Genomic DNA, 23,900 nt, shown 5'->3' with positions numbered 1-23,900 from the left:
AGGCAGCCGTCAAAGCGTATTATTGAAATTGCCAGGTATACGAAATAAGGAAGCGCGTGTCGGGATCGTCCAGATAGGTGTTGTTGTCCATAATGAACGTCATAAGGTTCACTGAACTATGTTTATCAAATTTGTAACCAGCGCCGATCCCGCCAAAATAACCCCGGTAATTTTCACCCTCATCATTTTTAGACCCATAAGAGCCCGCCGCAAACCCAAGTATTGTGAGTTCAGGTGTAAGAGGACGAAGCGTGAAGGCACCCAGATAGCCACTGCTGCCGGAGGTGGTGATGGTGCTGAATCCATACTCGGAGGGCGTTCCATCGGCGAACTGGGGCGCATTACAGTCCGCAGGATTTCCGGTGCTGCAGCCGGTTATCTCGCCAGTGTTGTAGGTATATCCGGCCATGGGGAATATCTGGAAACCGGCTGGCGCGAAGCCAAAATAACTGAGAGGGACAAAAGTTCCGACGGAATAGTTAGTCTGGGAGGCGCCATTGGTATATTGATTTTTACCAAAATTAAAGTTAACGATGCCTACCGGAAACAGCCATGACCCGCCCACACGCCACTCGCTGGCATCACTGTTAACGCGTGCATTCAGTTTTTTTGCCGGGTCCAGCGCGACCGAACCGGAGAAAGAAAGATTACTGTCATCCATGTCATAGGTGTCTGACCAAGAGACGCCTACTTTGGTCGTCACTTTAGTCGGATCATCATCAAGCTTATCGCGATTATTATTAGCTTCAGCACCACAGGCCCCATAACTCGATGCCAGCAGCCCTAAAGCTAAACTCCATTTATTCCCTAGATAGCGTGACATGAATGCTCTCCAAATACGTATTTGGGGGAGATAAACGCTTTGATGTGATTAAAGACGATAGGGAAATGCCGCCGCAACTTAGGGCGGCGGCATGTGGCATCATTTATAAACTGTTGCCGTACCCTGTACTTTACCTTCCACTCGGGCCGAGGTAATCACATAGTATTTTCCACCTTTTTCATCTGCCAGCTTTGATAATTCATCTTTGGCATCTTTTGGATCGGTGAACGTACCGGAAGTCGATACGGTTCCGACTTCAGTATAATTTTTGGCTTCATCTTTACTGATTTCCTGCGCAGCCATCGCGCCAGCTGAGATAAAAAAGGCGCTTGCCATAACGAGGGATTTTATCATCATATTTTTCATCATTAACACTCCAGTGGTTTATTATTTCCAGGGTGACAACACGTCTTAACGGCAGAGCCATTCAGTTATGAAGCAGGTACTTGCCAGTTTTAAACATCAAAACGTGTAGCTGTAATTCATGCTGAAAAAGTACAGTTCAGGATTTTTGTATGCGCCGCTGAGCAGAGGTGATGAGACCTGCGATGTTTCCATTTTAAGGTATTCAAATGCCGCACCAATATTGCCCGACTCAGTGAGCTGATATTGCGCGCCCACACCAAATCGCCATGCATCACCTGAAGGCATCGTCATCGCCGTATCATTCTGATCGCGGTAAAAACTGCTGTCATAAGCCACACCGGTATTAAGCCGCCAGCGATCGTCTGGCCGGAACTGAACACCGAGTGCGGTATGCCATGTATCTTTTAACCGGTTCTGACGCTGTACGTTCTCCCCGGATAAAGAGATCTGATTGCCTCCATACATGCTCCAGTTCTGCCAGCCAAGATCCCCCAGGAGAGACCAGCGCTCATTTATGTCATGCACGGCACTCAGCATGAGCTGATCGGGTGCATTAATCTGAGCGGACAGCGGCAGCGTAAATTCAGCATTAGGGAATGCGGGAAAGCGTGCTTTTCCATCAATGTTGAAATGATATTCCGTTTTACTGGCGTAACTGAGGCCTACGCGCGTGGCATCAGTGAGTTGAAAAAGTAAACCGGTTCTGAAATTCATTGCCCAGTCGTGATCGCTGGCTTTTTCATCCTGCCCATCCACATTGCGCGTAAGAGACAAGAAGCCATAGTTAATGCCTAGTCCGACTCCCCACGACAAGCGTTCATTTATCTTCCAGGCAAAAGCAGGGCTCAGCGTCAGTCCAATCAACGTACTTTTTTTAATTAACCTGTCGCCAGCCCATTCACCAAAATCCAGTCCCAGCCCGTAATTGCCATACAGGCCAATACCAGCAGAAATGTTTTCTGTCAGGCGCTGGTGATAAAACAGACTGGCGCCCGGAAACCATCCTATGGTGTTACCCGGGCTCTTTCCCTGAAGTGCTGCATCATTGTTAAGATGGTATGGCGTGTCGCCATACAGTGCCTGAAGGCCGCCAGTAATCATGTGTTCTGGCAAACGCGTCATGCCTGCGGGATTGGTCATTATGGTAGATGCGTCCTGCGCGCGGGCAGCCTGTCCTGCGCCCGCAAGCCCGGTGTCTTCCGTGGCGATTTCATACAAATAAAGCCCGCTGGCACTGGCTGAGCTGACGCAAAGACTGCCCAGTAATATCATCGCCAACCTGGAACTAACGGATGAGATCTGCAGCATTATTCATTTCCTGCAGGTTTGCTGAAATCAGGGCAACGTATGGTATTCAGCTGCTGCTGATACTGGGCTTTTTTTCCTTCCTGCAACGCGCTGGCAGCCGCACTCAAAGCATGATGATTTACTTTGCTGGCGGTGAAGACTGCCCGGACCTTTTCATCGGGTATGTCAGATCTGATATCACACTGAGTACGCAGATCGCTGACAATTTTCTGTTGAGTCAGGGCGGCGGCAAGATTGTCGTAAGGTGCTGCGTTTGCACAAAAAACCATGAGTGACAGAGCGCCTGTAACCAAGCGAAACATAGTGATTTCTCCCTACACTGATTCTACTATTTAGTTGGGAAATTGCAGATTAAGACCGGCAAATATCTGCCAGCGCGGTTGTCCAGGGCCGTTGTCCGCCACCGAACCCTGCGGTTCGATAAAGAAGTTGTAGACGGTATTTTTACTCTTTATCACCTGCCCAATACCCAGCCCGAGCGGTACGCCGTAGCCATCATTCTGGAAGTTGTAATTCCAGATAGGGGCTGAACGCAGGTAGGTTCCTCCGCCAAGCTGGAGAAACAGGAAAGGCTGAAATGCGGCAACGTTCACATCGCTTCGGTTACTCTCTCCGGCAAAGCTGTGCTGCCATGAGGCGAGATATCCGTACTGGAACGTGGGGGAGCTGGCATCAAAAAGAACGTTGACCAGACCTGCTGACCATTTCTCTGAACCCAGCGCGTTTTTACTGGCGGTGGGAGCGGTGATCTGCGGGCCAAAACCGAAACTGACGGCAGGATTGCCGGTATCAATCAGCCAGGCGGTGAACAGGTTCATATCGCCCAGCCCAGTCTGGCGTCCGCCGGTCGGAGGTGATGGATAAGTATTAAGTGGTAGCGAAGCGCGCAATAACCACTGGCTTTCGCCCAGCGTGAAGGGTTGGGCATAGCGAAGCCAGAATTGATTAGCGGTTTTATCGCTGCCGCTCATATTTCCGATGTAATAATTCTGCATGTTAAATGCAGTCATATTCGCTAACGGGTTATTAGCCTGCGCGGAATCTGAAGCTGCATCAGCAAAAGAACTGAAAGCAGAGCCAAGAAATAAGACTGCCAGCGCAGAATGCCTGAGGTTCATGGGTTGCTCCAAAGCGGTTACAGGACACGAGACCTGTCATCAGAAAAAACACCCTGTGTCAGAGACAACACAGGGTTCCCGCTTATGGCGTGACGATGTTGAACCAGAACTCGAATTTGTCCATATACCCGAGTAACTCATCGACTTTTCCGGCATCGCCGGTAACTTTCACTTCGCCTTTATCTTCGGCCTGCTTCAGCGTTTCATCCTTCAGGATGATTTTGTTCAGCGTATCGCGGTTAAGCGTCAGAGTGGCATCGGCCTTGTCAGCCTGCTGGTTGGCAGAATGGTTGAGTACGCCGTTCTCCAGTTCCAGCTTGTATTTGCCGCCATCCTCACCGAGATCAACATTGATCACCGCTTTGGCATTACCGGCTTTTTCGCCATCGATATGTACCGCCAGGAAGTCAAAGAACATTTCCGGCGTCATCGCGCGCACGGTGTCCGGGCTTGCGGTATTCGGTGTTGGCAGTTTCTGCACGCCGTTACGCAACTCCTGGGCGCCAGTAAGATAGAAGTTACGCCACGGACCGGATTCGGCCTGGTAGCCCATCTGCTCAAGCGCATCCGCCTCCAGCTCGCGAGCCGCTTTATTCTGCGGATCCGCAAACACCACTTTGCTGACTACCTGCGCTACCCAGCGGTAATTTCCCTGGTCATAGTCGGTTTTGGCTTTTTTGAGGATATTGTCAGCACCGCCCATATACTCTACAAATTTCTTCGCGGCTTCTTCCGGTGGCAGCTCGTCCAGCGTGGCTGGATTGCCGTCAAACCAGCCGAGATACAGCACATAGGTTGCCTTAACGTCATGGCTTACTGAGCCATAATAACCGCGGTTGGCCCACGTTTTAGACAGACCATCCGGGAGTTTGAAGTTTGCAGCAATCTCGTCGCGCGTCAGCCCCTTATTCGCCATACGCAGCGTCTGATCGTTTATATAGCGATACAGGTCGCGCTGGGTACGCAGCAGCTTGTTGACGTTGTCATTGCCCCACGTCGGCCAGTGGTGCTGCGCAAGAATGATCTCGGCTTTATCGCCCCACAGGTTTATAGCGTCGTTGATGTATTTGGACCACGGCAGCGGCTGGCGGATTTTGGCGCCGCGCAGCGAGTAGGTATTGTGGAGGGTGTGGGTCACATCCTCTGCGGTTTCGATGATTTTCTTCTCTTCGATATACCACAGCATTTCAGAGGGCGCTTCCGAACCCGGTGCCATCATGAAGTCATAGGTGAGGCCGTCAATGGTGCGCTTCTCACCGGTTTTTGTAATGTAATCTGTAGGCGCAATCAGCGTCACCGTTCCGGCTGATGTTGTAGTACCAAGACCTGCACCAACCTGACCCTTAGGATCGGCTTTCAGCAGGTTACCGTACATGTAACTGGCACGGCGGCTCATGACGTTTCCGGCCATAATATTTTCTGATACGGCTTCTTCCATAAATCCGGCGGGAGCATAAATTTTCACTTTACCGGCTTTAACGTCAGCCTCATCGACTACGCCGCGCACGCCGCCATAATGGTCAACGTGGCTGTGGGTATAAATAACCGCGACCACCGGCTTTTTACCGCGATTTTTATAATACAGTTCCAGACCAACCTTCGCTGTTTCAGCCGAAACAAGCGGATCAACTATGGTAATTCCATGCGTGCCTTCAATGATGGTCATATTTGACAGATCAAGGTTACGTATCTGATATACGCCATCTGTGACTTCAAACAGGCCGCTGATATTAATTAACTGCGACTGGCGCCAGAGGCTGGGGTTAACGCTATCGGGCGATTTCTCGCCTTCCTTGATAAAGGCGTACTGCTGTGGATTCCAGATGACATTCCCTGCTTCACCTTTGATAACGTCCTGAGGTAAGGCCGCAATAAAGCCCTTGTGTGCGTTATCAAAGTCAGTTTTATCGGAAAACGGCAGCTGATTATAAAGCGCATCATTCGCGCTTTTGGTCGCGGAAGCAGCGTCTTTTCTGGCGTCATCAGCAGCATAAGAAACGGAGAGTGAACTTAGCGAAGCAGCTAGCGCCATGCATACTATTAGTGGCTTCAGTTTCATGATGGTCCTCAAATGTGTCACTTAAATTATTGAATCTAAATAAAACCGAGGTGCAATCGATCCTGCCAGAAGGCAATCCTTTCTGCTGGCAGGTGGTACATGGCGAAATGGGTGAGTTCTGAAACATTTCGATATAAAGCTAGTTGAAGTTTTACTCTTAGCAAGCTTGCAAAGCTAAACATTAGATCTAAATACCAGAAAGTTCCTTTAGTGCAGCATTCATAACTGGTATGGCAGCATGATGTTCTATGCATATTTTTGAAAAAAACAGTCGATTTAACAGGAGGTTGATGGCTTTATCGAAGCCAGCAAAAAGCAAACTATGTTTTTTCGTTCACTCTGAAAAAAACTTTCGGATGGTATGTTACTTTTAAATAATAGCGGAGCAATTTCACATAAATCATATATAAGCGCTTGTTGTCTGATATTTATGTGCTAAATAAGTGAAGCTTGCAGGGCCAGTTCAATCTTTATCAAAAAATGCATGTTAAGCTTTCTAACCTGCTGGGTATATAAATTTAGTCATCACTCTCTTATTTTTATGTGCGTTAAGTTATCAACATTTAGCATGCTAAAGGTCAAGTCTGATGTGAAGAAATCTTGTCAAATTATCACTGGAGCATTCAGTATGCTGATTGATGCAAGTGAAGCCCGAAAAGAATTTTTGGTGACGCGTACTGGGGTTATCTGGTTCCTGATTATTAACGTCGTCTTATCTTTATATCTTGTGATGCATATATTTTTTCAGTCGCGTTCAGAATCGCGCATTAGTGTAGTGTTTTGGCTATGTCTGTTCATTTCTATTTTTTCAATATGGAATCTTGCATTAACGGAAGTTATACGCAGGTCAGGTTATTTTGTTAAGCGGCATCTGTTACTGGCTAATGTTTTCTTATACGGGGTTTTGTGGGCGATGATAATACACGCTCTAAACTTTTCGCACGCTAAGAATGAACTCACAATTCTGCTATCTTTATTAATCATTTTCCCAGCCGTTATTGCTTTCCATCTATCAGGTGCGATGATTATTGCTTTTTGTTTTCCCGTATTGCTTGTAACGATAGGTGAAACAATTGTTGCTGGTACAGAAGCAAATTATTTCGTCCTGTTCTCTTATTTCATGGCTTTGGCCGTCATTTTCTCCTCGCGAATCGTGCTGATGGAATGGTTTCGGAAATCTGAAGAGAGCGAAAAACAAAATGCCCGCCTGGTTCAGAAACTTACACGCCTTGCTGACCGGGATAGTTTGACCGGAATGGCAAATAAGCGTTACCTGCGGGAATATTTTCACGCCCGAACCAAAAGCCCTGTATCTGAACACAACCCTGTTTATCTTATTATGATTGATGTTGATTTCTTCAAATACTTTAACGACTTATATGGTCATCTTGCCGGTGATGAATGCTTGATGCAGGTAGCGAAATGTATTAAGGATGCAGTGAGGAATGCTTCCGATCTGGCTGCACGCTTTGGCGGTGAGGAGTTTTGCGTCCTGTTGCTGGCTTCAGACAGGGACGGCGTTCTCACTGTATGTGAGCGAATCCAGCAGAAGATTCGGTTAGCGGCAATTGAGCATGGGGGATCGTCCATTTCCAGCCATGTCACGGTCAGTCAGGGAGCAGCCCAGTTGCATCCTGGAGAATCACTCGATGAGCTTATTAGTAATGCAGATGAGCAACTTTACCTTTCTAAAAAGACAGGGAGAAATCGCATTCATATTTCCGAGAGATAATCCGTTTTAGCCCACACTGCAAGCCAAAGCATTAATCCTGGCTACAAAGAAGCAGGCCAGTTTTAACTAAATAAAAAAACGCCCACTAAAAGCGGGCATGGTAGCGATAGCTATCCAAATCTCTCTTATGTAACGCATGCTGTGTGTTTCAACCACAATTGTGGTTTACATATATTACATTACATTACATTACATTACATTATTATTTTAAAGTAGTTACATGATTGTTTCTACTGAAATTATAGTATCTTGTCACCCGATAATTAATACATCCCAATTTTTTATTACATTAACCATTTTGGGAATAAATTCGAACATCCGATTTCGCTCAAAGCTGCCGGTCAACTAGGAAGGAAATTGTTTCTATTTTCTATTGGAGATGACCAGGAAGTAAAATGCAAATGGGTAGTCTAGTGAATGCAAATACCCACTATACACTGCAGACGATTTAGGATGACGAATTCTGTGCCGGAAATGACGGTATGCTGTCCTCTGCGTTTTTTACGGTAGCGTCCCATGACCACCATCCGTCGGCGCCGTACTCCTTGTTATATACCTCGATTTTCTCAGCCCGCCGCGCACTGTATTCATCCGTGTTCATGCCAAACACTTCCATCGGCACTGACTCTTTGCCATCCACGTCCGTCAGGACAAAATCCGGCAAGGTGTCTTCCTCAGCATCAAAGCGTAGAGGCTTAATAAAGCTTCGTTCCTCTTCACACAGGCGGGCTTCGATAATCGCCTCATAACCTGAGTCCACCGGGATAAAGCGCGGCGTAACACGCATCAGCGCGATCCCGATGACCTCCGGTTCCCTGATGGGAACATTATGGCCGTTTATCCTCTCAAAGCGCAGCGTGGGAGGCTCCGTTTCAACGATGGCCACCACCTTATGCCCCGCCTTCCAGGCATTGAGTTCGGATCCGAAACTGCGCTCACAGGCTCTCAAGGTATTGGGGGACACGTTAAGCGTGGGGAACCCGATCGGACTTGAAAGGCTCAGGCGCCCCTCCTGCAGCGCGGTGTAGCCATCTTTCGCGTCCGCTTTCAGCAGGGCGATGGCCATCAGACGCTTTTTGTTCTCCGTCGCATAGCGTACCCGCTGCTGGTTTGCCTGCTTCTGGGTCCCTTCACCCGCGGCGCTGACGAGCAGCACGTCGGCAAGCGTCAGCCTGCTGACGCGGATGTTCTGCGCCATGCCGATGATCCGGCTGGCCAGCCACAGCGCATTGCGCGGCCGGTTTTTCACGTACTGCGGCTTCCAGGTGTTGATTTCAGCCTGCTGCCAGATAAAGTGCCCCAGCCCCAGCAGGCGCATGGAGGGTTTGGCTTTGCCCGTGCGCGGGTGTCTTGCCGGATTCACATCAGATAGGGGTTTGTCGGTACCGTTTTGCCGCGAAAGCCCGACCGGCAGCGTGATGCTGAACGTGCCGTCATCATTCACCCTGACTACGCTCGATGAGTAAGCACCTGCTGAAGCTTCATCGGGCCAGACCGAGTAAAAGCGACAGTCATGCCGGTGCTGGCCGCCACTGTGTTTCCAGCCTGAAAGGCTGAAGCGGTCAGATTCTTTCAGGTAGCGCACAACCAGCCTGCGAAGGGTCAGATCGTCTGGCTTGCCTTTGCAGAGGCAGGTCACTCTGGCTTCTACTTTATTCGCGTAAGCATCCCCGAGCTTCTTGCGCCAGTCGCTGTCGTAATCGAGCTGCTCATGAGGCTGAAAAATCCCGCCCTGAGGCAACCCGGTTATCTGCGCGCTGAACGTTGTTCCTCTGGCCATCCTATCCCTCCTTCATTAATGCCCTGATAAGGTTAACCTGTTTTATGTTTTAAGTGGGCCAGACGCAAACGTTAATGCTCAGGCAGACCACATGACTGCCCCACCACCGTCACGTTGCCTGTCGCCATCAGACCCCAGCCGTCAGGCCCGAAACGCAGCCCCTTGCGGTTCGGCGAAGCTTGCCGGTTTACCGGTTAGCGCAGTCGGGCTGACGACCCGGCCTGCCGGGGAGCCGGAGGGGGCCAACCATGCCATCCGTCCACACACGCTCATCACGCCCTGCCCGCAAAAAGACAGGCAAAAAACGGGTAAACAGACCACCTGCTGCATTCCCTCAACCTCTCAAGGGTCCGTGCTGCCGGTTCAGCTAACCACTGAAATGAGCGCTAGCTCTCTATAGTGGATAGAGACTCAGCAGACTACAGAACGGCGTAAGGAAACGGCCGGTGCGTCAGCACCGGGCACTCTCCCGGGCCCGCAGGGCCGGCCGCCTTTCCGGCGCGCTCGCAGGTCGCTACGGGGCCAGACCCGGCCCCGCCGCCTTACAGTCCGACGTTCTCATCCAGTTCTGCGAGATAATGCATTTCCGCCATACCCACCAGCGAGACAAACGACACCTCCCCGCCGGTGATTTCCTCCTGCTCACACAGGTGCATCAGGTTGGCAATCAGATCCTGAACTGCGGTAAACGCATCATCGCCCCGGCCATCAAGCCCGACGCGCCGGGCAAAGACCCAGAGCGCTTCAGCGGCAACCGTGGCCCGGTCGGTGTTGCCCCAGATAAGCGCCGGGCGTTCGGTGCCTTCCGCCATTGCGGCAATCTGCTCGATGACGTCCATGCGAACCGGCTCGCGGGTATCGGTCAGGGCGGGGTGTGTCTCGTTATCCAGTGGTAAGGTCTGCGAAATAGCCATAATGATCGTCTCGTGGTTGTTCGATGTTTCCGTTAGGCCCCGGCTTTGCCGTCGAAATCAGGGGCGGAGAATGGCAGGGCTTAAACCCTGCTTTTTTCTGTCCTTTACTCGGGCTTATAGGCCACCAGGCGCACCACGCTTACCCCCGTTCCCGCAAACATGTTCTTGTGACTACCCGACCAGCTACAGCTCCAGTCCTTAAGCACATCTTTAAACAGCAGGCCCGCAGGCAGGATCGCGGCCAGTCGCCCACCGGGTTTCACCAGTTCAGCCGCCGTATTCAGATGCGCCAGTGCGCGGCCTTCGCTGTAGGGCGGATTCATCACCACCACGTCAAAGCGTTCGCGCGTCTCCTGCGCCCACTGCAAAAAATCTCCTTCGATAACACTAAAGCCCTTGGCCTCCAGCACACGGCAGTGCAGCGGCGAAATCTCCACGCAGGTGGTCTGCGCCATCGGCATCAGGTCAGCAAGTCCGCCCATGCCTGCGCTTGGCTCCAGGCACTTGTCACCCTCCTGGATGGCCACCTCATCGAGCAGCAGCGAGGCGAGCACCTCGGGCGTCGGGTAAAACTGATGTGTTTTCTGATCCGGCAGCGCCCCACTCAGCTGAATATCCTGGATCGCCGTGGTCGGGTCGTAGTCGAACTCATACCAGGTCAGCGCATTGATGTTCTTCTTCACGCCGCCCAGGCTCATCAGCACTTTCTCAGCTTCGGCGCGTGCGGCCTTGTCTCCGTCCCGGTAACCCTTAAAACGGCGGTTAAACGGATTCGTTGTAATCGGCTCGCGCGGTTCGTCCCAGCGGTTAGCCTGAAAAGGCGTTGTGCGCTCTATTTCAAGCTCGCTCAGTTCTGCCAGCACGGAGAAAGGCAGGAGATTGGATTGCAGCGCAAAGGATTTTGCCTTGCTTCGCGGCTTCTGACGGTGCTCCGCCGGAATGGCCGCCGGATGCAGGAAGGCCAGAATGTCATTGAGGCGCCAGGCCATGTCGGGATGAATTTCCAGATGAGCCGTGCCCTTGAGAAAGGCTTTGACGCGCAGCGCGCCGCCATCGAGCGTGAGCCACTCCCCGGCGCGCTGGCGTGCAATCTGCAAAATTTTGTCGGTGGTGCGGTAGCTGGTGGGGTCGCGGCCCATGAATTTGGCGATCACCTGACGCAGGTCATCAATGTAGCCGGTGCGCTGGTAGTTATTGCCGCCCCACTCGTCATAAACGCGTGCCATGATCATGCGCTTGCCGAAGCCTTCCGGGCGGTTGGTGGCGTGCTCCCCTGACAGGTTGCGAAAGATGCTATCCACACGCTCAGAGAAAAACTTCTCACGCGAAAACAGCAGCTCGGAGAGCGTGGAACGCACGGTCGCCTCTTGAAAGTCCGGCGCTTTCATCTCGCGGATCTGCTCGTTCCACTCGTTGCGGCGATCGTTGGGCATGTACTCGTACACGTCCGTCAGGTTTAACGCCTCCTTCCAGTATGCCGCATTCAGCGACGCGACAGCGCCTGTAACGTTAAACACCTCCCCCACGGAAAAACCGTAACCGCCCCGACGTCCGCTCAGGTTACCGCTGATAAAGTGCGCCACGGCTGGCGAGTTCTCATGGCTTGTAACAGCGCCTGCGATTTCCCTGATGATGGCGCGCGTGTGCTGGTAACGCCCCAGCAGAGAATCCACCAGATCGGACTCAACCGGCGCAAAAAAGCCCTCCCCTAGGACCTCACCCGCCTGACTCAGATCGCCCTGGCCTTTAAAAAGAGATGATTCTTTAGATTCTGAAGCCGTGAAGTTGATGTTCTGCTGTGACATGTTGTTTCTCCTGTTTGCGTTTAAGTGATGTTTCTCTGAGTTCCTCGCCGTGGGGGCAGAACTGGCGCGCGGGCATCAGGCAGAACGCAGGGGAAAACGACAAAGCCGCAGCCCGCAGGGACCGGGTGCAGACGTTTAGCCAGGCGACCCTTGCGTGAGGCCGCCCGTGTGGCAGGTTTCTGCACGGCGAAGGAGCTTAAGAGAACGAAACAGGAAGGCAGGTGATGAACAGGGCACAGCCCCGGACGGCAGGTTGACGCCGGTCCGGTCCTCAGCGGCCACGGATTCTCGTGGCCAGTGAACGCGCGGGCGTAAGCCAGCTGCAGGGGTTGATTTGGGCGTTGCCATCAGACCCTAGCCGCAGGCCCGAAACGCCCCGCACGGTTCGGCGGAGATTACCGGCTAAGCTGGTTAGCGTGGTAGGGCTGACGACCCGGTATACCGGGGAGCTCGGAGGGGGCCATAGGGCTGGTAAGTGCCAAAAGCGGACTTGCAAATGGTTTGTTATGACAAGAGCATCCGCAGTTTTATCTAACATTTGATTTAGTGTTCCTCACGCCCCTTAGTAATTTTTCTTCAGTCCCAAAACTATAGTTTCCTCAAATTGGCATATTTCGGTGCGGACCGAAGTATCAGCTTTTAGTGGGGTATAAGCTTTCTGAAAATTAACTGAGGAGCAGATCAATGATTGCAGTTCTTTTTGAAGCAGATGCTTTACCTGAAGCGCAGGAACGCTACCTTCAACTTGCTTCAGAGCTCAAACCTTTATTGTCAGACACGCCGGGCTTTATCTCTATTGAACGATTCCAGAGTATGAGTTCGTCCGGGAAAATACTTTCTCTTTCATGGTGGGAGGATGAGAAATCGGTAGCTGGATGGAAGCAGAATATCATGCATCTGGCGGCACAGAAGGAAGGAAAAAAATCGATTTTTTCATTTTACAGAATCCGCGTTGCAAACGTATTCCGCGACTATTCTTCTGATAAGGAAACGCATCAGCATGTATAACGTACACATAATCCTCGATAATACTCCGGGTGCGCTTGGACAACTTGGTAGCGTGTTGGGTAAAAACGGTGTTGGACTTGAAGGGGGCGGTGTATTTTCAACACCTGAAGCGGGACATGCCCATTTTCTGGTTGAGAATGGCGAGAAGGCCCGCAAGGTTTTGTGTGAAGCTGGATTTTATGTGCAAAAAATATCCCGCCCTGTAATAAGAAAGTTACCTCAGGAGCGCCCGGGGGAACTGGGAGAGATAGCAGAAACAATCGCCAGGAATGGCATTAACATTCTGGTACAGTACAGCGATCACCGTAACCGACTCATCCTACTGACAGATGACGATACCCTGGCAGCGGAAGTGACGCAAAAATGGACAGTACCCCCTGAATGAACTTTCTGAAAACTGAATATGTCAGTGAGTCGGATGATTCTCTCGAAAAATCGATGTCTCTGATTGCTTCTTCCATCGCTGACCCTTCAAGGGTCAGTATACTCTGCGCCCTGATGGATGGACGCGCGTGGACAGCAACAGAACTCAGTGTAGTTGCAGACATTGCCGCATCCACGACCAGCGGGCACCTTCACCGGCTTCTCAGCAACGGACTGGTTATATGCCTGACGCAGGGACGCCACCGTTATTACAGCTTGGCGGGTCATCATATCGCCGAATTGCTGGAGAACCTGATGGGGGTATCGATGCATACCTTCAAATCCCCTGAGCCACGAACGCCGGTAAATTTACGATTTGCCCGTACCTGTTATGACCATCTGGCAGGCGAACTGGCTGTAAATATTTATGCATTTATGCTGCAGGAAGGATGGTTTGAAGCAGGCGGCACCGCACTGACAAAAACAGGTCAATCCCATTTTCAACATATTGGCGCAGTTCTGAACCCGCAATCACGCCGCAAATCCTGCTCTGCCTGCCTTGACTGGAGCGAAAGACGTTTCCATCTTGGGGGAGATGCGGGCTCAGCAATGATGACGCTTTTTTTGCAAAAAGAATGGATAACCCGCATCCAGGGGTATCGTGAAGTGAACGTGACTGCCAGGGGCAGAATTGCCCTGGGCCGTCAGTTCAATATGAAATTTGACTGAATCAGATTGTTAGAATCGCAGTACGTTCTGGATCTTTCAGATTTTCTTAAATGTCTTAACCGAGAAATGATTGAACAAATTCAGCATGTCCCTGTCGGAATATACATGGAGAAGATTCTCTGTATCGAATTTCACCCGCTTAAAGCGGGTTTTTTTTGTCTTCTATCTAGCTGGTCATGGCATGAAGCAGGTAAAAAAAAGCCCGCCGAAGCGGGTGTCACATGGTAGTGACCACACCAGGGAAATTCGGTTTGTTAACGCATCACAGAAGCTACCGTGACTGCACGTCTGAATAAACTTTAGCAGCAGTTATGATTCTCCGGTTTTCACATGTCCAGATTTAGTGCAAAGAAACGTAAAAGTCCGTTCTTAACTTCATAACACTCAGCTTCCTCCCCCCGTTTCTTGCCAGACGTTTGTGATTAGCCTGCTATATTTTTAGCTGCGCTTAACACAAATAAGGTTACGTTATGACGACAAAAATCTTGAGAGGTGGTTCAGGCAACTTCGCGGTTAATCCAGAATGTGCGGCCGAGGCAGGCAGTAAAGATGGTAAGTTGAGCGGGGGGAATTTTCGGAATGATCCTGCTCGAGCCCGAGAGGCGGGTCGCAAAGGAGGTCAAGTAAGCCGAAGAGGAAAGGTTAACAGCCCGTCATCTACTGGGTAGTTTTATAACTCACAGGCCTGAGTTATCAGCTCTTAATACCAACTTATCGGTTACCGGTATAAGGCTAACGACCAGGCCTGAAAGTAACATCAAGATTCCATCAGGATTACCCTGCTAATGTCCGCTACGTGCCAGAAGCGGACGTTGCTAACATCGATCCATACAAATTTACGGACAATAAATCATAGGAATGCAAGCATGTGACATAAAGTCATTTTAAAGAGTCAATAACTTAACTCTATCATTAAGGAGCGATATTGAAGCTTTTTGATTATCTAAGGATGGTGTGCCCAGATCTGACCGCTGAAATCACCAAAGTCCACCTTGCTCAAAGGAATGACTACAAGGAGGAGCCACTCGTTAAATTTCGCGAAGGGGATTTTGACGATTGGCAGTGCTGACAGAATGAATCGCCACAGATTTAACTAAATTAGCTTTATATTTTAGCTTAAGCGTAAACAAAGATAGCTTTGAACTTTATTGATAATTTCGTTTAACTTATTGAAAGACTAGGTGGTTCTGTATATTATTATTTAACCATTCGAATTTAATCACGGATGGAGTTTTATCACTCTTGGATTAGGGAAGGCCTTTTATGACTGAAATAACTCATTCAACGATACAACCTTTAATTTCTGCATTTTTGCAAGAATTAGCTAATCGCTATTGGACCCCTTTATATCACTACGTCAAAGACAACCCTCAGCTAATTAAAACAATGCCTGGCTTTCTTATTCACCATCAAAAAATAATAGTATATGTTGGTCGAACTCATATTGCGATTGAATACAATAACTCTGAACTTTTAGAAGAACTCCCAAGTGGCTATAAGATGGAGGTTCAATATTTTGATTATTCGGTAAAAGAATGCAATCTATTTGAAATGATAATAGGCTTTGATTATGACTCTACGGTTGATTTTACCTTCGCTCTACCGGCATTCAGCGAGGACCTTCTGTTTCCAACAAATAGAGGTTATGATAAGCTTAGAGAACTAGGATGGAATTTCAGTGCTCAAAACAGTATTATGGGATTCAATACTCCAACACCAGTCGTTGCTGAGGGGAGTTTTACACGTATAGTCAATGGAATGTTTTTTGATGCTGACGATTCCGGTCTCAGAACCAGAAGGATTAAATGGATTGATTTCTTTCCAATTACATTTGATGGGACTAGTGAAGATAAAGACATAATAGGTTTTTCTCTAGATGGCATTGAGGAGGTAGTAGAAAGTGATGCGCACTATTGTTATCCTCTACCTTATGATTATAAATATAAACAATTACCAAAAATTAATAATTTTATTGAAAAATGGGGTAATATTGAAACATCTGAACCTGAGATAACTTCTTTCTTATCGGATCCTGAATATGAATTCATATTGTCCATGAAATTTGGGGCAATAAGCATACACTCTGAACTTACCTGTGAATGGCAAAGTGAAAATCGACCTGATATCCGTCCGGACTTTTTTGTAGTTCAACCGAATGGATTCGCTGATATAGTTGAATTTAAATTACCAATCATTGATAAAACGTTTGTGGTTGGAAAGGATAATAGAGAAACATTTAGCTCTTGGTTAAATTCCTACATCTCCCAAACACGTGTTTATAGTACTTATTTTGATGACCCCAATAACAGGAAATGGTTTGAAGATAAGTATGGATTCAAAGTTTTTAAACCTCGGAGATGGATAGTGGTTGGACGGCGTTATGATTTTGATTCCGATGTTTGGCGTGAAATAATGTCAGATTATCAAAGCTTGGAAATATTAACCTTTGATGATCTGATTGACGGAACGGTAGCGCAATTCTATAAGTGATAATATTGAAGTGTTAATTTGGAGGTTTACAACTTCATAATTAGATAAGCGGGCTTCTGCCCGCATATCATTTAATATTGCTGCTTAAATAATTTGGGAAGTACATTAACCCAGTCTTTACTTCTGTCATTATGATAGTGTGCTTTTTAAAGAGTCACACTTGCAAGACAAGTATGATTATATGGTAAGGAAAATATCTTAAGTTATGATAGCGCATTTTAAAATTTCATGGAAACGGTTTATTACTATTCGCAAACGAAACGAATATATTATGGGTGATTTTTAACGTCCACCCTGAAATTATTTTTAATATTAAATAGGCATTAACTTTCTAGAAACATGGAGGTCCGCTCTTCGCTCAAAGCGGCCATTTGTACTGCAATAAATACCCCATACAACTCGGATGAAAAAAGCATTAACTTTTTCGCATTGATTATGGTGACTTTGATTATTGAATTAGCTATCAGACCCAAGCCGCAGGCCCGAAACACAATCTTTGCGGTTCGGCGAAGCTTGCCGGCGAGCCGGTTAGCGCAGTTGGGCTGACGACCCGGCCTGACGGGGAGCCGGAGGGGGCCATCAGGCTGTTAATGCGAATGCCTTTATGTGACTTAATACAAGATAAGCAGATGTCGTCCCTCAGCGAGATAAAACAGCCACATGCAGCAAAGATAAAATAGAGGATGACCACTTCCCCGGATGAAAAAGCACTCGCGAAGGGGAATGACCGGTGCGTCAGCACCGACTCTCCCCGGCACGCAGTGCCGCCCGCCGTTCAGTGCGCCAAAAGCAGGCGGAGTGGCCCCGCCCTGCTGGAATGACCAGGCGATGACTTAGCCGTTAAGGTGCCCCCGCTCCGCCAGTGATACCGTGTCGTTGCCAGCCACGATAATGTGATCGATAACCCTCACCGCCACGAGTTCAAGCGCAGTTTTAAGACGTGCGGTGATAGTGATGTCTGCTCTGGACGGCTCAGGCGAGAAGGAGGGATGATTGTGGCTCAGAATGACGGCGGCGGCGTTTAACTGAAGCGCCCGACGAACGACCTCGCGAGGATGGATTTCGACACTCGCAATGGATCCTTCAAATATCTCCTCATAGGCCAGCAGCTGATGCTGGTTATTCAGAAATCCCACCGCAAACACCTCACGGTCACGCCCCGCAAGCTTGGCCCGGAAAAACTCGCCAGACACTGAAGATGAGTCAAAGGTGGTGCCCGTGGGATAACGATAGTCAATCGCCAGCACCGCTTCGGCCAGGATCTGGGTGTCAGTTGCCATCACGTAATTACCCTGCGTATCGCGCACGTGAAGTCGACTGAAAAAGCGCACGTTATCCGTGACATTTTCCAGTGATGATTCTTCAGATTCTGGAGCCGAGGTGTTGACGTTCTGCTGTGACATGTTGTTTCTCCCGTTCAGTTTCATGTGATGTTTCTCCGAGTTCCGTCGCCGTAAGCGCATAACCGGCGCGCGGGAACCAGGCTGAACGCAGGGGAAACGGCAAGGCCGCAGCCCAAAGGGACCGGGTGCAGACGTTTAGCGAGCGGCCCTTGTGTGAGGACGCCCGTGTGCCAGGTTTCAGCACGGCAGAGGACATCGGGAAACGAAACAGAACAGCAATTGATGAACAGGACGCAGCCCCGGACGGCACGACGTATCGCCGGTCCGGTCCTCAGCGGCCACGTCAGTGTGTGGCCAGTGAACGCGCTGGTGTCAGCCAGCTGCAGGAGTTGATTTGGCTATTACCATCAGACCTCAGCCGAATGGCCCGGAACGCAACGCGGTCCGGCGGAGCTTGCCGGCTTTGCCAGTTAGCGGAGTCGGGCTTGACGACCCGGCAGCGCCGGGGAGCCGGAGGGGGCCATGAGTTAAGGGCGATTAATCCTGAATAACATCATGAGGACGCCGCTGCAGGAGCCACTATCCTTAATGGAGGAGGAACAAACTATGTGCGGACGATTTGCGCAGTACCAGAGTCGGGACGTGTACTTAGACGCACTCGGCATAGCCGACAGCGACTATGTTCACGATCCGGAACCCATCGGTCGCTAGAACGTCGCGCCAGGGACGAATGTGTTACTGCTGAACCAGCGTGACGGCGAACTGAAACTAGACCCGGTGTACTGGGGTTATGGGCCTGAATGGTGGGATAAACAGCCGCTGATTAACGCACGCGGTGAAACCGCCGCCTCCAGCCGGATGTTTAAGCCACTCTGGAACCATGGCCGCGCCGTTGTGTTTGCAGACGGCTGGTACGAGTGGCAGCGAAGCGGTGACAAAAAGCAGCCTTACTTTATTTACCAGAAAAGCCATGAGCCGCTGTTCTTTGCAGCGATCGGCAAAGCCCCCTATGACGACCCTCACGGGAAAGAAGGTTTCCTGATCGTCACTGCTGCCAGCAGCAAAGGCATGGTAGACATACATGACCGCAGGCCGCTGGTGCTTAAGGCGTCATCCGTCGCCGAATGGTTGAGTGAAGACACCTCGTCGGAACGTGCAGAGGAAATAGCGAAAGAAGCAGCACTTCTGGAAAGCGATTTCAGCTGGCATCCCGTTTCGAAAAAGGTTGGCAGCCCTAAAAACCAAGGTAAAGAATTGATTATTGAGGAGAAGGATCCGATTCTTTAATCCCGCAATTCAATATCGCCTCCTCTTTTGCATGTTATTTGTCAATGCATTCGCGTTAGGGATAAAAGACTTCGGTCACACAATCACTAATAAAACGCTTCTCCAGGTGACTGATTTCCATGTGCATTGACTCTCCCTCAATTCGGAAGGGGATTACCGTTCCGTCACTGGTTTTGAAACCTGACTTACTCTCAGGATAAAACAGAGCTATGCGATATTCGGTTTCATGGCTGAATTGAGAAGGCTTGCAGAACACAAGCTCTTCAGGCGTGAAGGTTCCAGGGAATGTACCGAGGTGATAGTACGTGACATCCTGCCCCTTAATGTCCATACCGGGGAACCGTTCAGAAGCAATTTCAAGGCGTTCCTGAAGCATCTCGACATCAAAACCGATGCAGATATCCGCGTTGAACGTTCCATACAGCTCAGGATCGTTTTTTCTGCTTGTGAAGCAAACACAGTAGCAGTGGCGCGGAGTAAGGGTAAAGAATGGATCAGCCGCCATTTCATCCGGATTCATAACCCGCCCTGCTATGACGATGTTTACCTGTCTCCTGTCGAGAGTGAAAATTTTCTCCATCTCATTATCCCGCATTTTTTCGTTTTCCATCCGGGAATAATGACTGAGATCGCTGAGTCGCAGACCTTTTTTTCCTTCGATTACGGGCGCGAGGAATTTCTTTTTCCCATACAAATACCTAATTGTCACTGGCCAATCTCCGCAATGTAGCTCTTACTGTGCTTGTTATAAAAAAGAGGATGCGATAATTCAACCTTCTCTTAACTGTCTACTTTAATGAGACTTTTTGAAATATTCCATTTCAGTTCAGTTAGAATGGATCCTCATCCTTTAAACATCTGGAGACAAGATATGTCACTTAAGATGACTGTTGGCGATTTGAAACGGCAGCTGTCCGGCGTGGATGATGATACAGAGATCAGTTTCGCTGGCGGCCTGACTTTTTACCGCTTTAAACGCTGGGGAGATAATGAGCTTCTGCTTGAGTTTACCGAAGCGCAAGCGGCGACCAGCGACAGCTTTAAACGCAAGCATCCCAACATCCTGGTTAGCTTCTGTCGTCCAGGTGAATTTGAAAACCTTTAGTTCACGGAAGATAGAGACCAAAAGTAAGTTAAAGGCCGCATAAGCGGCCTTAGTTTCATCCCAGTTATCTTCTTTCGATGATTGAGAAGCGTAGTAGCTGCATCACCTGTTGATAATGTATTGCGGGGTTATCACTCAGTTTGAACCCCAAACGCCACGCATCGTCCGCTAGTTCAACTACATCACTTGCAGTCCGAGATGCGACATCTCTGCGGACCCAAATGCTGAAAATCTCATCTGACTTTGCCATCTCTCAGTTTCCTCGTTAATTTTCACGCTGTCAGATTGCTGTCACGACTGTTGAAAAACTTAATGATCCCTCAAAAAATTAACTATCGACCAGTTCGCTCTTTGGCCCGTATCTGGGTTGAATGTGATACCTCAGCAATCAGACCCTAGCCGAATGGCCCGGGACGCCATGCGATCCGGCGAAGCTTGCCGGCTTTGCCGGTTAGCGGAGTAGGGCTTGACGACCCGGCAACGCTGGGGAGCCGGAGGGGGCCATCAAGCTGTTAAGGCTTTTAGTTTTTAGAAGACGAACTCGGGACAATCAGCAGTGCCACAGCAGAGGCATCAACAGCTGCAGGAATCAGAAAGAGAAGGACTTGAGACGGCGTACCATAGAAACAAAGCGCAGGCGAAGTGGGATGAACGGTGCGTCAGCACCGTTTTATCACGGCCCGAAGGGCTGCCGGGTTTAACGCCTCAGTATCCGGTAGCCCGTGACAAGCAACATGATACCAAGCGTCATAATGACGTACGGTACCTTTCAGCTATTACAACAGAATGCCCCGCAGGCCGAAAGCTCGCAGGACATTCGGATTCAGCGTTTAAACGTCAGTCGGTTCGGCAGCGCCAGCCTGTCAGCATTCAGCGCCTCCACCGTCGCGCCTTTTACCTCGACCTGAATGTCCAGCATGAGCCGCCAGAGCGGCTCCTCCCAGTACCAGGCAGGATCGAGATACTGGCAGGATGCAAACTGCGGCAGCCACGCCATCACCATGTGCAGAATGTCGAATTCGAAGAACTCCTGTTCCTGCTACTGTGTGTACCATACACAAACAGTCAGCGGCGTGTGAAACGTCAGATCGATTTTCGCCTGCGCCAGACGCTGCTGATAACGCCTGAGCTTCTGATCATGCAGCCTTACTTCCTGATTAATTTGGGGGTTAACCCGGTGAGAACTGCGCTTATCGAGGCGCTCGCGCAGCCTTAACGCAGTCACCGGAAACAGCCTGTATCCGGTGTCCTGCGAAAGCGGCGACGGACAGCGCTCCCCCCGGGAAGCAATCAGCGTATTGAGCGCTGTCATGTACTCTACTGCTGTAGGCGCAAAGCGGTCACGCAGGGAATATTCTGGCATTACCCGGCGCAAATGGTCTGCTTTGATCGTCCGGATATCGCATTAATGGCGCACAACGGCGCTGGCGTAAGGATGCGCACCGCGTGCCGCCCTGTCCTGCTGGCGCTTTTCAACGTCGGCAATGGCGAGGCTGACAGCGAGCGTATAGGGACAGGCAGGCACGAGCGAGAGGTGACGGGAGATCGTGTTCATGGCTTTTCTCCTTATGTAATGACCGCCCATTCGGGCGGTCTACTGCTGTCAGTCTTCGCTGTCCTGAGTACTTTCCCTGTCGCTTTCTGCCGCATCGTCTTTAAGTGGTTGCATCCACGCAGGAACCCAGCGGGCGTCTTTGAGCGCTTCCTCCGCAAACTCGGCGGCGTCACCTTTTTTCATTTTCTCCGCATCGCTGGCGTTACCTGTCTTACCTGCCTCCGTCAGTGCGCCCACAATCTGATCTTTGCTCATGCGCTTGAAGAACCCTTCGGCTGAAGGCTGCCACCAGTCAGCGAGATCAAAGCCCATCGCCGTCTCCAGCATATCGAGGTTGCTGGTCTGGCTTTTGCCATAGACCCTGTCCTGAAAGCAGCAGACAGTTGCGGCGCTGCAGAACCCCAGAATACCGAGCACATCTTCAGTGCTCCATTCCAGCAGCCAGCGGAAGTCCTGCGCCCAACGATCCGGCAATCTCGCCTGCCACTCCGCTTTCTGCTGCTGCATAAACTGCCAGGCTTTGCCCTCCTCCTTAGAAGCGGAGTCAGAAACCAGCGAAGAGCTGTTGTCGGTCAGGCTGACTTTCATTGGGGTGTTGTCATAACTGCTATGGCTGAACGTTGAACGGCACAGCGTCCAGGTCAGCATCGCGACCGATATATCCGGTTTTGAACAGAGTGCGGCCTGTACCGCAAGCGATCGCTCGCAGGACATCGAGCGCACCAGCGCGGTGGAATAGCCTTCAGACATCGCCTGCACGTAATCTTTGTTTTCAGGTTTGTTTTTCTTCGGCAGGTCCGCCACTCTTTGTACGCCGCGCTGAATGAAGCACACGCCGGACTCATAGCAGACCACCGCGCCCGTTTTGTCTTTATCGAGCGCCGACCAGTGACGTTTGTCTGCGGCGTTTTCCAGCGCGGCAATCTGCTTTTTCAGCTGCGGCTTGAGCGCTTCATCGTCGGTGAGACGCCACTGCGCACGCAGATCGCTCACCTGCGCATCTTCTTCCGGGGTATAGTCCGGGCAGCGTTCCTGTGGCACCGCATAGGAGCGTTTCACCTTACTGTCCCAGGAATGCATGCGCCCGTCTGCCCTGACCTCCGTCCAGGCAAACCCCTCCTCTTTCGCCACGGCTTCCGCTATCTGCTGCAGCTTTTCAAGCGTCAGGCTTTCTACAAGCGCGGTGTCGATGTAGCCATCCTCCTCACCGCTGAACAGATCGGCACGAATAGTGCCGCCTGCCGCCAGGTAGGCATCTTTGCCCACGAAAGCGAACTTATGGGAACGGCTGATTTCAGTCTCTGACGAGGTGACCAGGTTACGAATGGTGTCGGCTGACGGGTTGTAATAGCTGGAAGCCTGATCCCACACCTCAATCTGGCGCTCGTGCGAGTCGGCGAGTGTCAGCGCCTGACACTGCTCAATCGTAATCTTATCGGCGGCCAGCTCGTCAAGAATGGCAGGCGCCAGGCCGGAGAGTTTCAGGCAGCGCTGCACGTGGCGCCAGCCATAGCCCATTAGATCTCCAATCTGCGCAGGCGTCTTACCTTCGTCAGCCAGCGCCTGGAATCCTGCAATCTGCTCGGCAGGATGCATGCTCTCGCGCTCGCCGTTTTCAACCATTGAAGCCGCACGGGCCAGATCCTCAGACACGCGCTTAACGGGAATAGGCTGATCGGGCTGATAAACGCCCTGTGCCAGCAGCAACTGCAACGCTGTCAGGCGACGACCGCCGCAGGCAACGCCCAGCAGGCCGTCAGGCATATCATGCGCGATCAGGTTATGCAGCAAACCTACGTTTTTGATTGTCGCCGCCAGTGACTCAATGCGCGACTGCACGTAAACCTTACTGCGCACATTGAGCGGTGACACCGCCAGTCGCGACAGCGGGATCATCTCGATTTCTACTTTCTCCAGCGCCTGTTCAACCGCCACCGCTGCCGCCTTATCAGCCTTCGCTTTCGCGGGACAACGAACGGGTTTTGTCTTTAAAACCGATGATTCTTTAGATTCTGAAGCCGGGGTGTTGACGTTCTGCTGTGACATGTTGTTTCTCCTGTTTGCGTTTAAGTGATGTTTCTCTGAGTTCCTCGCCGTGAGGGCAGAACTGGCGCG

The 23,900-nt window shown here is 50.5% G+C and carries 22 protein-coding genes and 1 pseudogene; 8 read left to right on the top strand and 15 right to left on the bottom strand.

The window, feature by feature from the left end; genetic code table 11:
- Positions 1-19: 19 nt before the first annotated feature.
- From VIJ98_RS24895 to VIJ98_RS24870, 6 genes are all read right to left on the bottom strand, one after another.
- On the bottom strand, positions 20-823 hold the full coding sequence (locus VIJ98_RS24895) for a hypothetical protein (protein WP_323276051.1): 804 nt from the start codon (positions 821-823) through the stop codon (positions 20-22).
- A gap of 99 nt (positions 824-922) precedes the next feature.
- Complete coding sequence (locus VIJ98_RS24890) at positions 923-1,198, bottom strand: YdgH/BhsA/McbA-like domain containing protein (protein WP_323276048.1); 276 nt, start codon at positions 1,196-1,198, stop codon at positions 923-925.
- A gap of 87 nt (positions 1,199-1,285) precedes the next feature.
- Positions 1,286-2,497, bottom strand: coding sequence for an OmpP1/FadL family transporter (locus VIJ98_RS24885; protein ID WP_407330513.1), 1,212 nt, complete (start codon positions 2,495-2,497; stop codon positions 1,286-1,288).
- Positions 2,497-2,799: a YicS family protein gene (locus tag VIJ98_RS24880; protein ID WP_323276045.1), complete on the bottom strand. Its 303-nt coding sequence runs from the start codon at positions 2,797-2,799 to the stop codon at positions 2,497-2,499. Before VIJ98_RS24880 ends, VIJ98_RS24885 begins: the two co-directional genes overlap by 1 nt.
- Before the next feature lie 30 nt (positions 2,800-2,829).
- Positions 2,830-3,615, bottom strand: coding sequence for a hypothetical protein (locus VIJ98_RS24875; protein WP_323276043.1), 786 nt, complete (start codon positions 3,613-3,615; stop codon positions 2,830-2,832).
- Positions 3,616-3,697: 82 nt separating this feature from the next.
- A complete protein-coding gene (locus VIJ98_RS24870; protein ID WP_323276041.1) occupies positions 3,698-5,674 on the bottom strand; it encodes an alkyl sulfatase dimerization domain-containing protein in 1,977 nt (658 codons plus the stop codon).
- A 628-nt stretch (positions 5,675-6,302) separates the two neighbouring features.
- Here VIJ98_RS24870 and VIJ98_RS24865 point away from each other — a divergent pair.
- Entirely contained in the window at positions 6,303-7,406 is a 1,104-nt protein-coding gene (locus tag VIJ98_RS24865; RefSeq protein WP_323276039.1) for a membrane-associated sensor domain-containing protein, read from the top strand.
- Positions 7,407-7,854: 448 nt separating this feature from the next.
- On the opposite strand, the gene VIJ98_RS24860 is transcribed toward VIJ98_RS24865, so the two are convergent.
- The 3 genes from VIJ98_RS24860 to VIJ98_RS24850 all read right to left on the bottom strand — a co-directional run bounded on the left by VIJ98_RS24860 (position 7,855) and on the right by VIJ98_RS24850 (position 11,905).
- A complete protein-coding gene (locus VIJ98_RS24860) occupies positions 7,855-9,186 on the bottom strand; it encodes a DUF1173 family protein (RefSeq protein WP_323276037.1) in 1,332 nt (443 codons plus the stop codon).
- Between the two features lie 542 nt (positions 9,187-9,728).
- Positions 9,729-10,100, bottom strand: coding sequence for a hypothetical protein (locus VIJ98_RS24855; protein WP_323276036.1), 372 nt, complete (start codon positions 10,098-10,100; stop codon positions 9,729-9,731).
- Between the two features lie 104 nt (positions 10,101-10,204).
- Positions 10,205-11,905: a DUF4942 domain-containing protein gene (locus tag VIJ98_RS24850; RefSeq protein ID WP_323276034.1), complete on the bottom strand. Its 1,701-nt coding sequence runs from the start codon at positions 11,903-11,905 to the stop codon at positions 10,205-10,207.
- 684 nt (positions 11,906-12,589) lie between these two features.
- Here VIJ98_RS24850 and VIJ98_RS24845 point away from each other — a divergent pair.
- The 5 genes from VIJ98_RS24845 (at position 12,590) to VIJ98_RS24825 (ending at position 16,495) form a co-directional block, all read left to right on the top strand.
- Positions 12,590-12,913, top strand: a complete 324-nt coding sequence (locus VIJ98_RS24845) for an antibiotic biosynthesis monooxygenase (RefSeq protein WP_323276032.1) — start codon at positions 12,590-12,592, stop codon at positions 12,911-12,913.
- Complete coding sequence (locus tag VIJ98_RS24840; RefSeq protein ID WP_323276030.1) at positions 12,906-13,298, top strand: amino acid-binding protein; 393 nt, start codon at positions 12,906-12,908, stop codon at positions 13,296-13,298. The genes VIJ98_RS24845 and VIJ98_RS24840 overlap by 8 nt, the downstream gene beginning before the upstream one ends.
- Positions 13,295-14,005, top strand: a complete 711-nt coding sequence (locus VIJ98_RS24835; RefSeq protein WP_323276028.1) for a helix-turn-helix transcriptional regulator — start codon at positions 13,295-13,297, stop codon at positions 14,003-14,005. Before VIJ98_RS24840 ends, VIJ98_RS24835 begins: the two co-directional genes overlap by 4 nt.
- A gap of 470 nt (positions 14,006-14,475) precedes the next feature.
- The gene (locus VIJ98_RS24830) at positions 14,476-14,673 is read left to right on the top strand and encodes a general stress protein (protein WP_323276026.1); all 198 of its coding nucleotides are present in this window, start codon (positions 14,476-14,478) and stop codon (positions 14,671-14,673) included.
- 595 nt (positions 14,674-15,268) lie between these two features.
- Positions 15,269-16,495 carry a Shedu anti-phage system protein SduA domain-containing protein gene (locus VIJ98_RS24825; protein WP_323276024.1) on the top strand — a complete coding sequence of 409 codons (1,227 nt, stop codon included), beginning with the start codon at positions 15,269-15,271 and terminating at the stop codon, positions 16,493-16,495.
- 833 nt (positions 16,496-17,328) lie between these two features.
- On the opposite strand, the gene VIJ98_RS24820 is transcribed toward VIJ98_RS24825, so the two are convergent.
- Positions 17,329-17,898, bottom strand: coding sequence for a JAB domain-containing protein (locus VIJ98_RS24820; RefSeq protein WP_323276022.1), 570 nt, complete (start codon positions 17,896-17,898; stop codon positions 17,329-17,331).
- A gap of 546 nt (positions 17,899-18,444) precedes the next feature.
- Between VIJ98_RS24820 and VIJ98_RS24815 the strand changes: the two are divergent.
- Positions 18,445-19,125, top strand: a pseudogene (locus VIJ98_RS24815) (SOS response-associated peptidase family protein).
- Between the two features lie 55 nt (positions 19,126-19,180).
- On the opposite strand, the gene VIJ98_RS24810 reads toward VIJ98_RS24815, so the two are convergent.
- Positions 19,181-19,834 carry a hypothetical protein gene (locus VIJ98_RS24810; protein WP_323276020.1) on the bottom strand — a complete coding sequence of 218 codons (654 nt, stop codon included), beginning with the start codon at positions 19,832-19,834 and terminating at the stop codon, positions 19,181-19,183.
- A gap of 162 nt (positions 19,835-19,996) precedes the next feature.
- Between VIJ98_RS24810 and VIJ98_RS24805 the strand changes: the two genes are divergently transcribed.
- Positions 19,997-20,230 (top strand): hypothetical protein, encoded by a 234-nt coding sequence (locus tag VIJ98_RS24805; protein ID WP_323276018.1) that lies wholly within the window; start codon positions 19,997-19,999, stop codon positions 20,228-20,230.
- Between the two features lie 823 nt (positions 20,231-21,053).
- On the opposite strand, the gene VIJ98_RS24800 is transcribed toward VIJ98_RS24805, so the two are convergent.
- From VIJ98_RS24800 to VIJ98_RS24785, 4 genes are all read right to left on the bottom strand, one after another.
- Positions 21,054-21,227 carry a hypothetical protein gene (locus VIJ98_RS24800; RefSeq protein ID WP_323276016.1) on the bottom strand — a complete coding sequence of 58 codons (174 nt, stop codon included), beginning with the start codon at positions 21,225-21,227 and terminating at the stop codon, positions 21,054-21,056.
- A 42-nt stretch (positions 21,228-21,269) separates the two neighbouring features.
- On the bottom strand, positions 21,270-21,542 hold the full coding sequence (locus VIJ98_RS24795) for a plasmid SOS inhibition protein A (protein WP_323276014.1): 273 nt from the start codon (positions 21,540-21,542) through the stop codon (positions 21,270-21,272).
- Between the two features lie 93 nt (positions 21,543-21,635).
- Entirely contained in the window at positions 21,636-21,785 is a 150-nt protein-coding gene (locus VIJ98_RS24790) for a hypothetical protein (RefSeq protein WP_323276013.1), read from the bottom strand.
- A gap of 48 nt (positions 21,786-21,833) precedes the next feature.
- On the bottom strand, positions 21,834-23,831 hold the full coding sequence (locus VIJ98_RS24785; RefSeq protein WP_323276010.1) for a ParB N-terminal domain-containing protein: 1,998 nt from the start codon (positions 23,829-23,831) through the stop codon (positions 21,834-21,836).
- Between the last annotated feature and the right edge of the window lie 69 nt (positions 23,832-23,900).

This window comes from Pantoea sp. S18 (assembly GCF_045689705.1).
In the GTDB taxonomy this organism is placed as follows: Bacteria; Pseudomonadota; Gammaproteobacteria; order Enterobacterales; family Enterobacteriaceae; genus Pantoea; species Pantoea symbiotica.
This window is presented reverse-complemented; position numbering and strand designations above follow the sequence as displayed.

What these genes read in the sequence shown, in the direction of transcription:
- VIJ98_RS24845 (WP_323276032.1), top strand. Translation starts at nt 12,590, where the DNA reads ATGATTGCAGTTCTTTTTGAAGCAGATGCTTTACCTGAAGCGCAGGAA.
- VIJ98_RS24895 (WP_323276051.1), bottom strand. Translation starts at nt 823, where the DNA reads ATGTCACGCTATCTAGGGAATAAATGGAGTTTAGCTTTAGGGCTGCTG.
- VIJ98_RS24790 (WP_323276013.1), bottom strand. Translation starts at nt 21,785, where the DNA reads ATGAACACGATCTCCCGTCACCTCTCGCTCGTGCCTGCCTGTCCCTAT.
- VIJ98_RS24785 (WP_323276010.1), bottom strand. Translation starts at nt 23,831, where the DNA reads ATGTCACAGCAGAACGTCAACACCCCGGCTTCAGAATCTAAAGAATCA.
- VIJ98_RS24865 (WP_323276039.1), top strand. Translation starts at nt 6,303, where the DNA reads ATGCTGATTGATGCAAGTGAAGCCCGAAAAGAATTTTTGGTGACGCGT.
- VIJ98_RS24830 (WP_323276026.1), top strand. Translation starts at nt 14,476, where the DNA reads ATGACGACAAAAATCTTGAGAGGTGGTTCAGGCAACTTCGCGGTTAAT.
- VIJ98_RS24880 (WP_323276045.1), bottom strand. Translation starts at nt 2,799, where the DNA reads ATGTTTCGCTTGGTTACAGGCGCTCTGTCACTCATGGTTTTTTGTGCA.
- VIJ98_RS24855 (WP_323276036.1), bottom strand. Translation starts at nt 10,100, where the DNA reads ATGGCTATTTCGCAGACCTTACCACTGGATAACGAGACACACCCCGCC.
- VIJ98_RS24805 (WP_323276018.1), top strand. Translation starts at nt 19,997, where the DNA reads ATGTCACTTAAGATGACTGTTGGCGATTTGAAACGGCAGCTGTCCGGC.
- VIJ98_RS24875 (WP_323276043.1), bottom strand. Translation starts at nt 3,615, where the DNA reads ATGAACCTCAGGCATTCTGCGCTGGCAGTCTTATTTCTTGGCTCTGCT.
- VIJ98_RS24850 (WP_323276034.1), bottom strand. Translation starts at nt 11,905, where the DNA reads ATGTCACAGCAGAACATCAACTTCACGGCTTCAGAATCTAAAGAATCA.
- VIJ98_RS24825 (WP_323276024.1), top strand. Translation starts at nt 15,269, where the DNA reads ATGACTGAAATAACTCATTCAACGATACAACCTTTAATTTCTGCATTT.
- VIJ98_RS24820 (WP_323276022.1), bottom strand. Translation starts at nt 17,898, where the DNA reads ATGTCACAGCAGAACGTCAACACCTCGGCTCCAGAATCTGAAGAATCA.
- VIJ98_RS24840 (WP_323276030.1), top strand. Translation starts at nt 12,906, where the DNA reads ATGTATAACGTACACATAATCCTCGATAATACTCCGGGTGCGCTTGGA.
- VIJ98_RS24870 (WP_323276041.1), bottom strand. Translation starts at nt 5,674, where the DNA reads ATGAAACTGAAGCCACTAATAGTATGCATGGCGCTAGCTGCTTCGCTA.
- VIJ98_RS24795 (WP_323276014.1), bottom strand. Translation starts at nt 21,542, where the DNA reads ATGACAGCGCTCAATACGCTGATTGCTTCCCGGGGGGAGCGCTGTCCG.
- VIJ98_RS24835 (WP_323276028.1), top strand. Translation starts at nt 13,295, where the DNA reads ATGAACTTTCTGAAAACTGAATATGTCAGTGAGTCGGATGATTCTCTC.
- VIJ98_RS24885 (WP_407330513.1), bottom strand. Translation starts at nt 2,497, where the DNA reads ATGCTGCAGATCTCATCCGTTAGTTCCAGGTTGGCGATGATATTACTG.
- VIJ98_RS24800 (WP_323276016.1), bottom strand. Translation starts at nt 21,227, where the DNA reads ATGGCGTGGCTGCCGCAGTTTGCATCCTGCCAGTATCTCGATCCTGCC.
- VIJ98_RS24860 (WP_323276037.1), bottom strand. Translation starts at nt 9,186, where the DNA reads ATGGCCAGAGGAACAACGTTCAGCGCGCAGATAACCGGGTTGCCTCAG.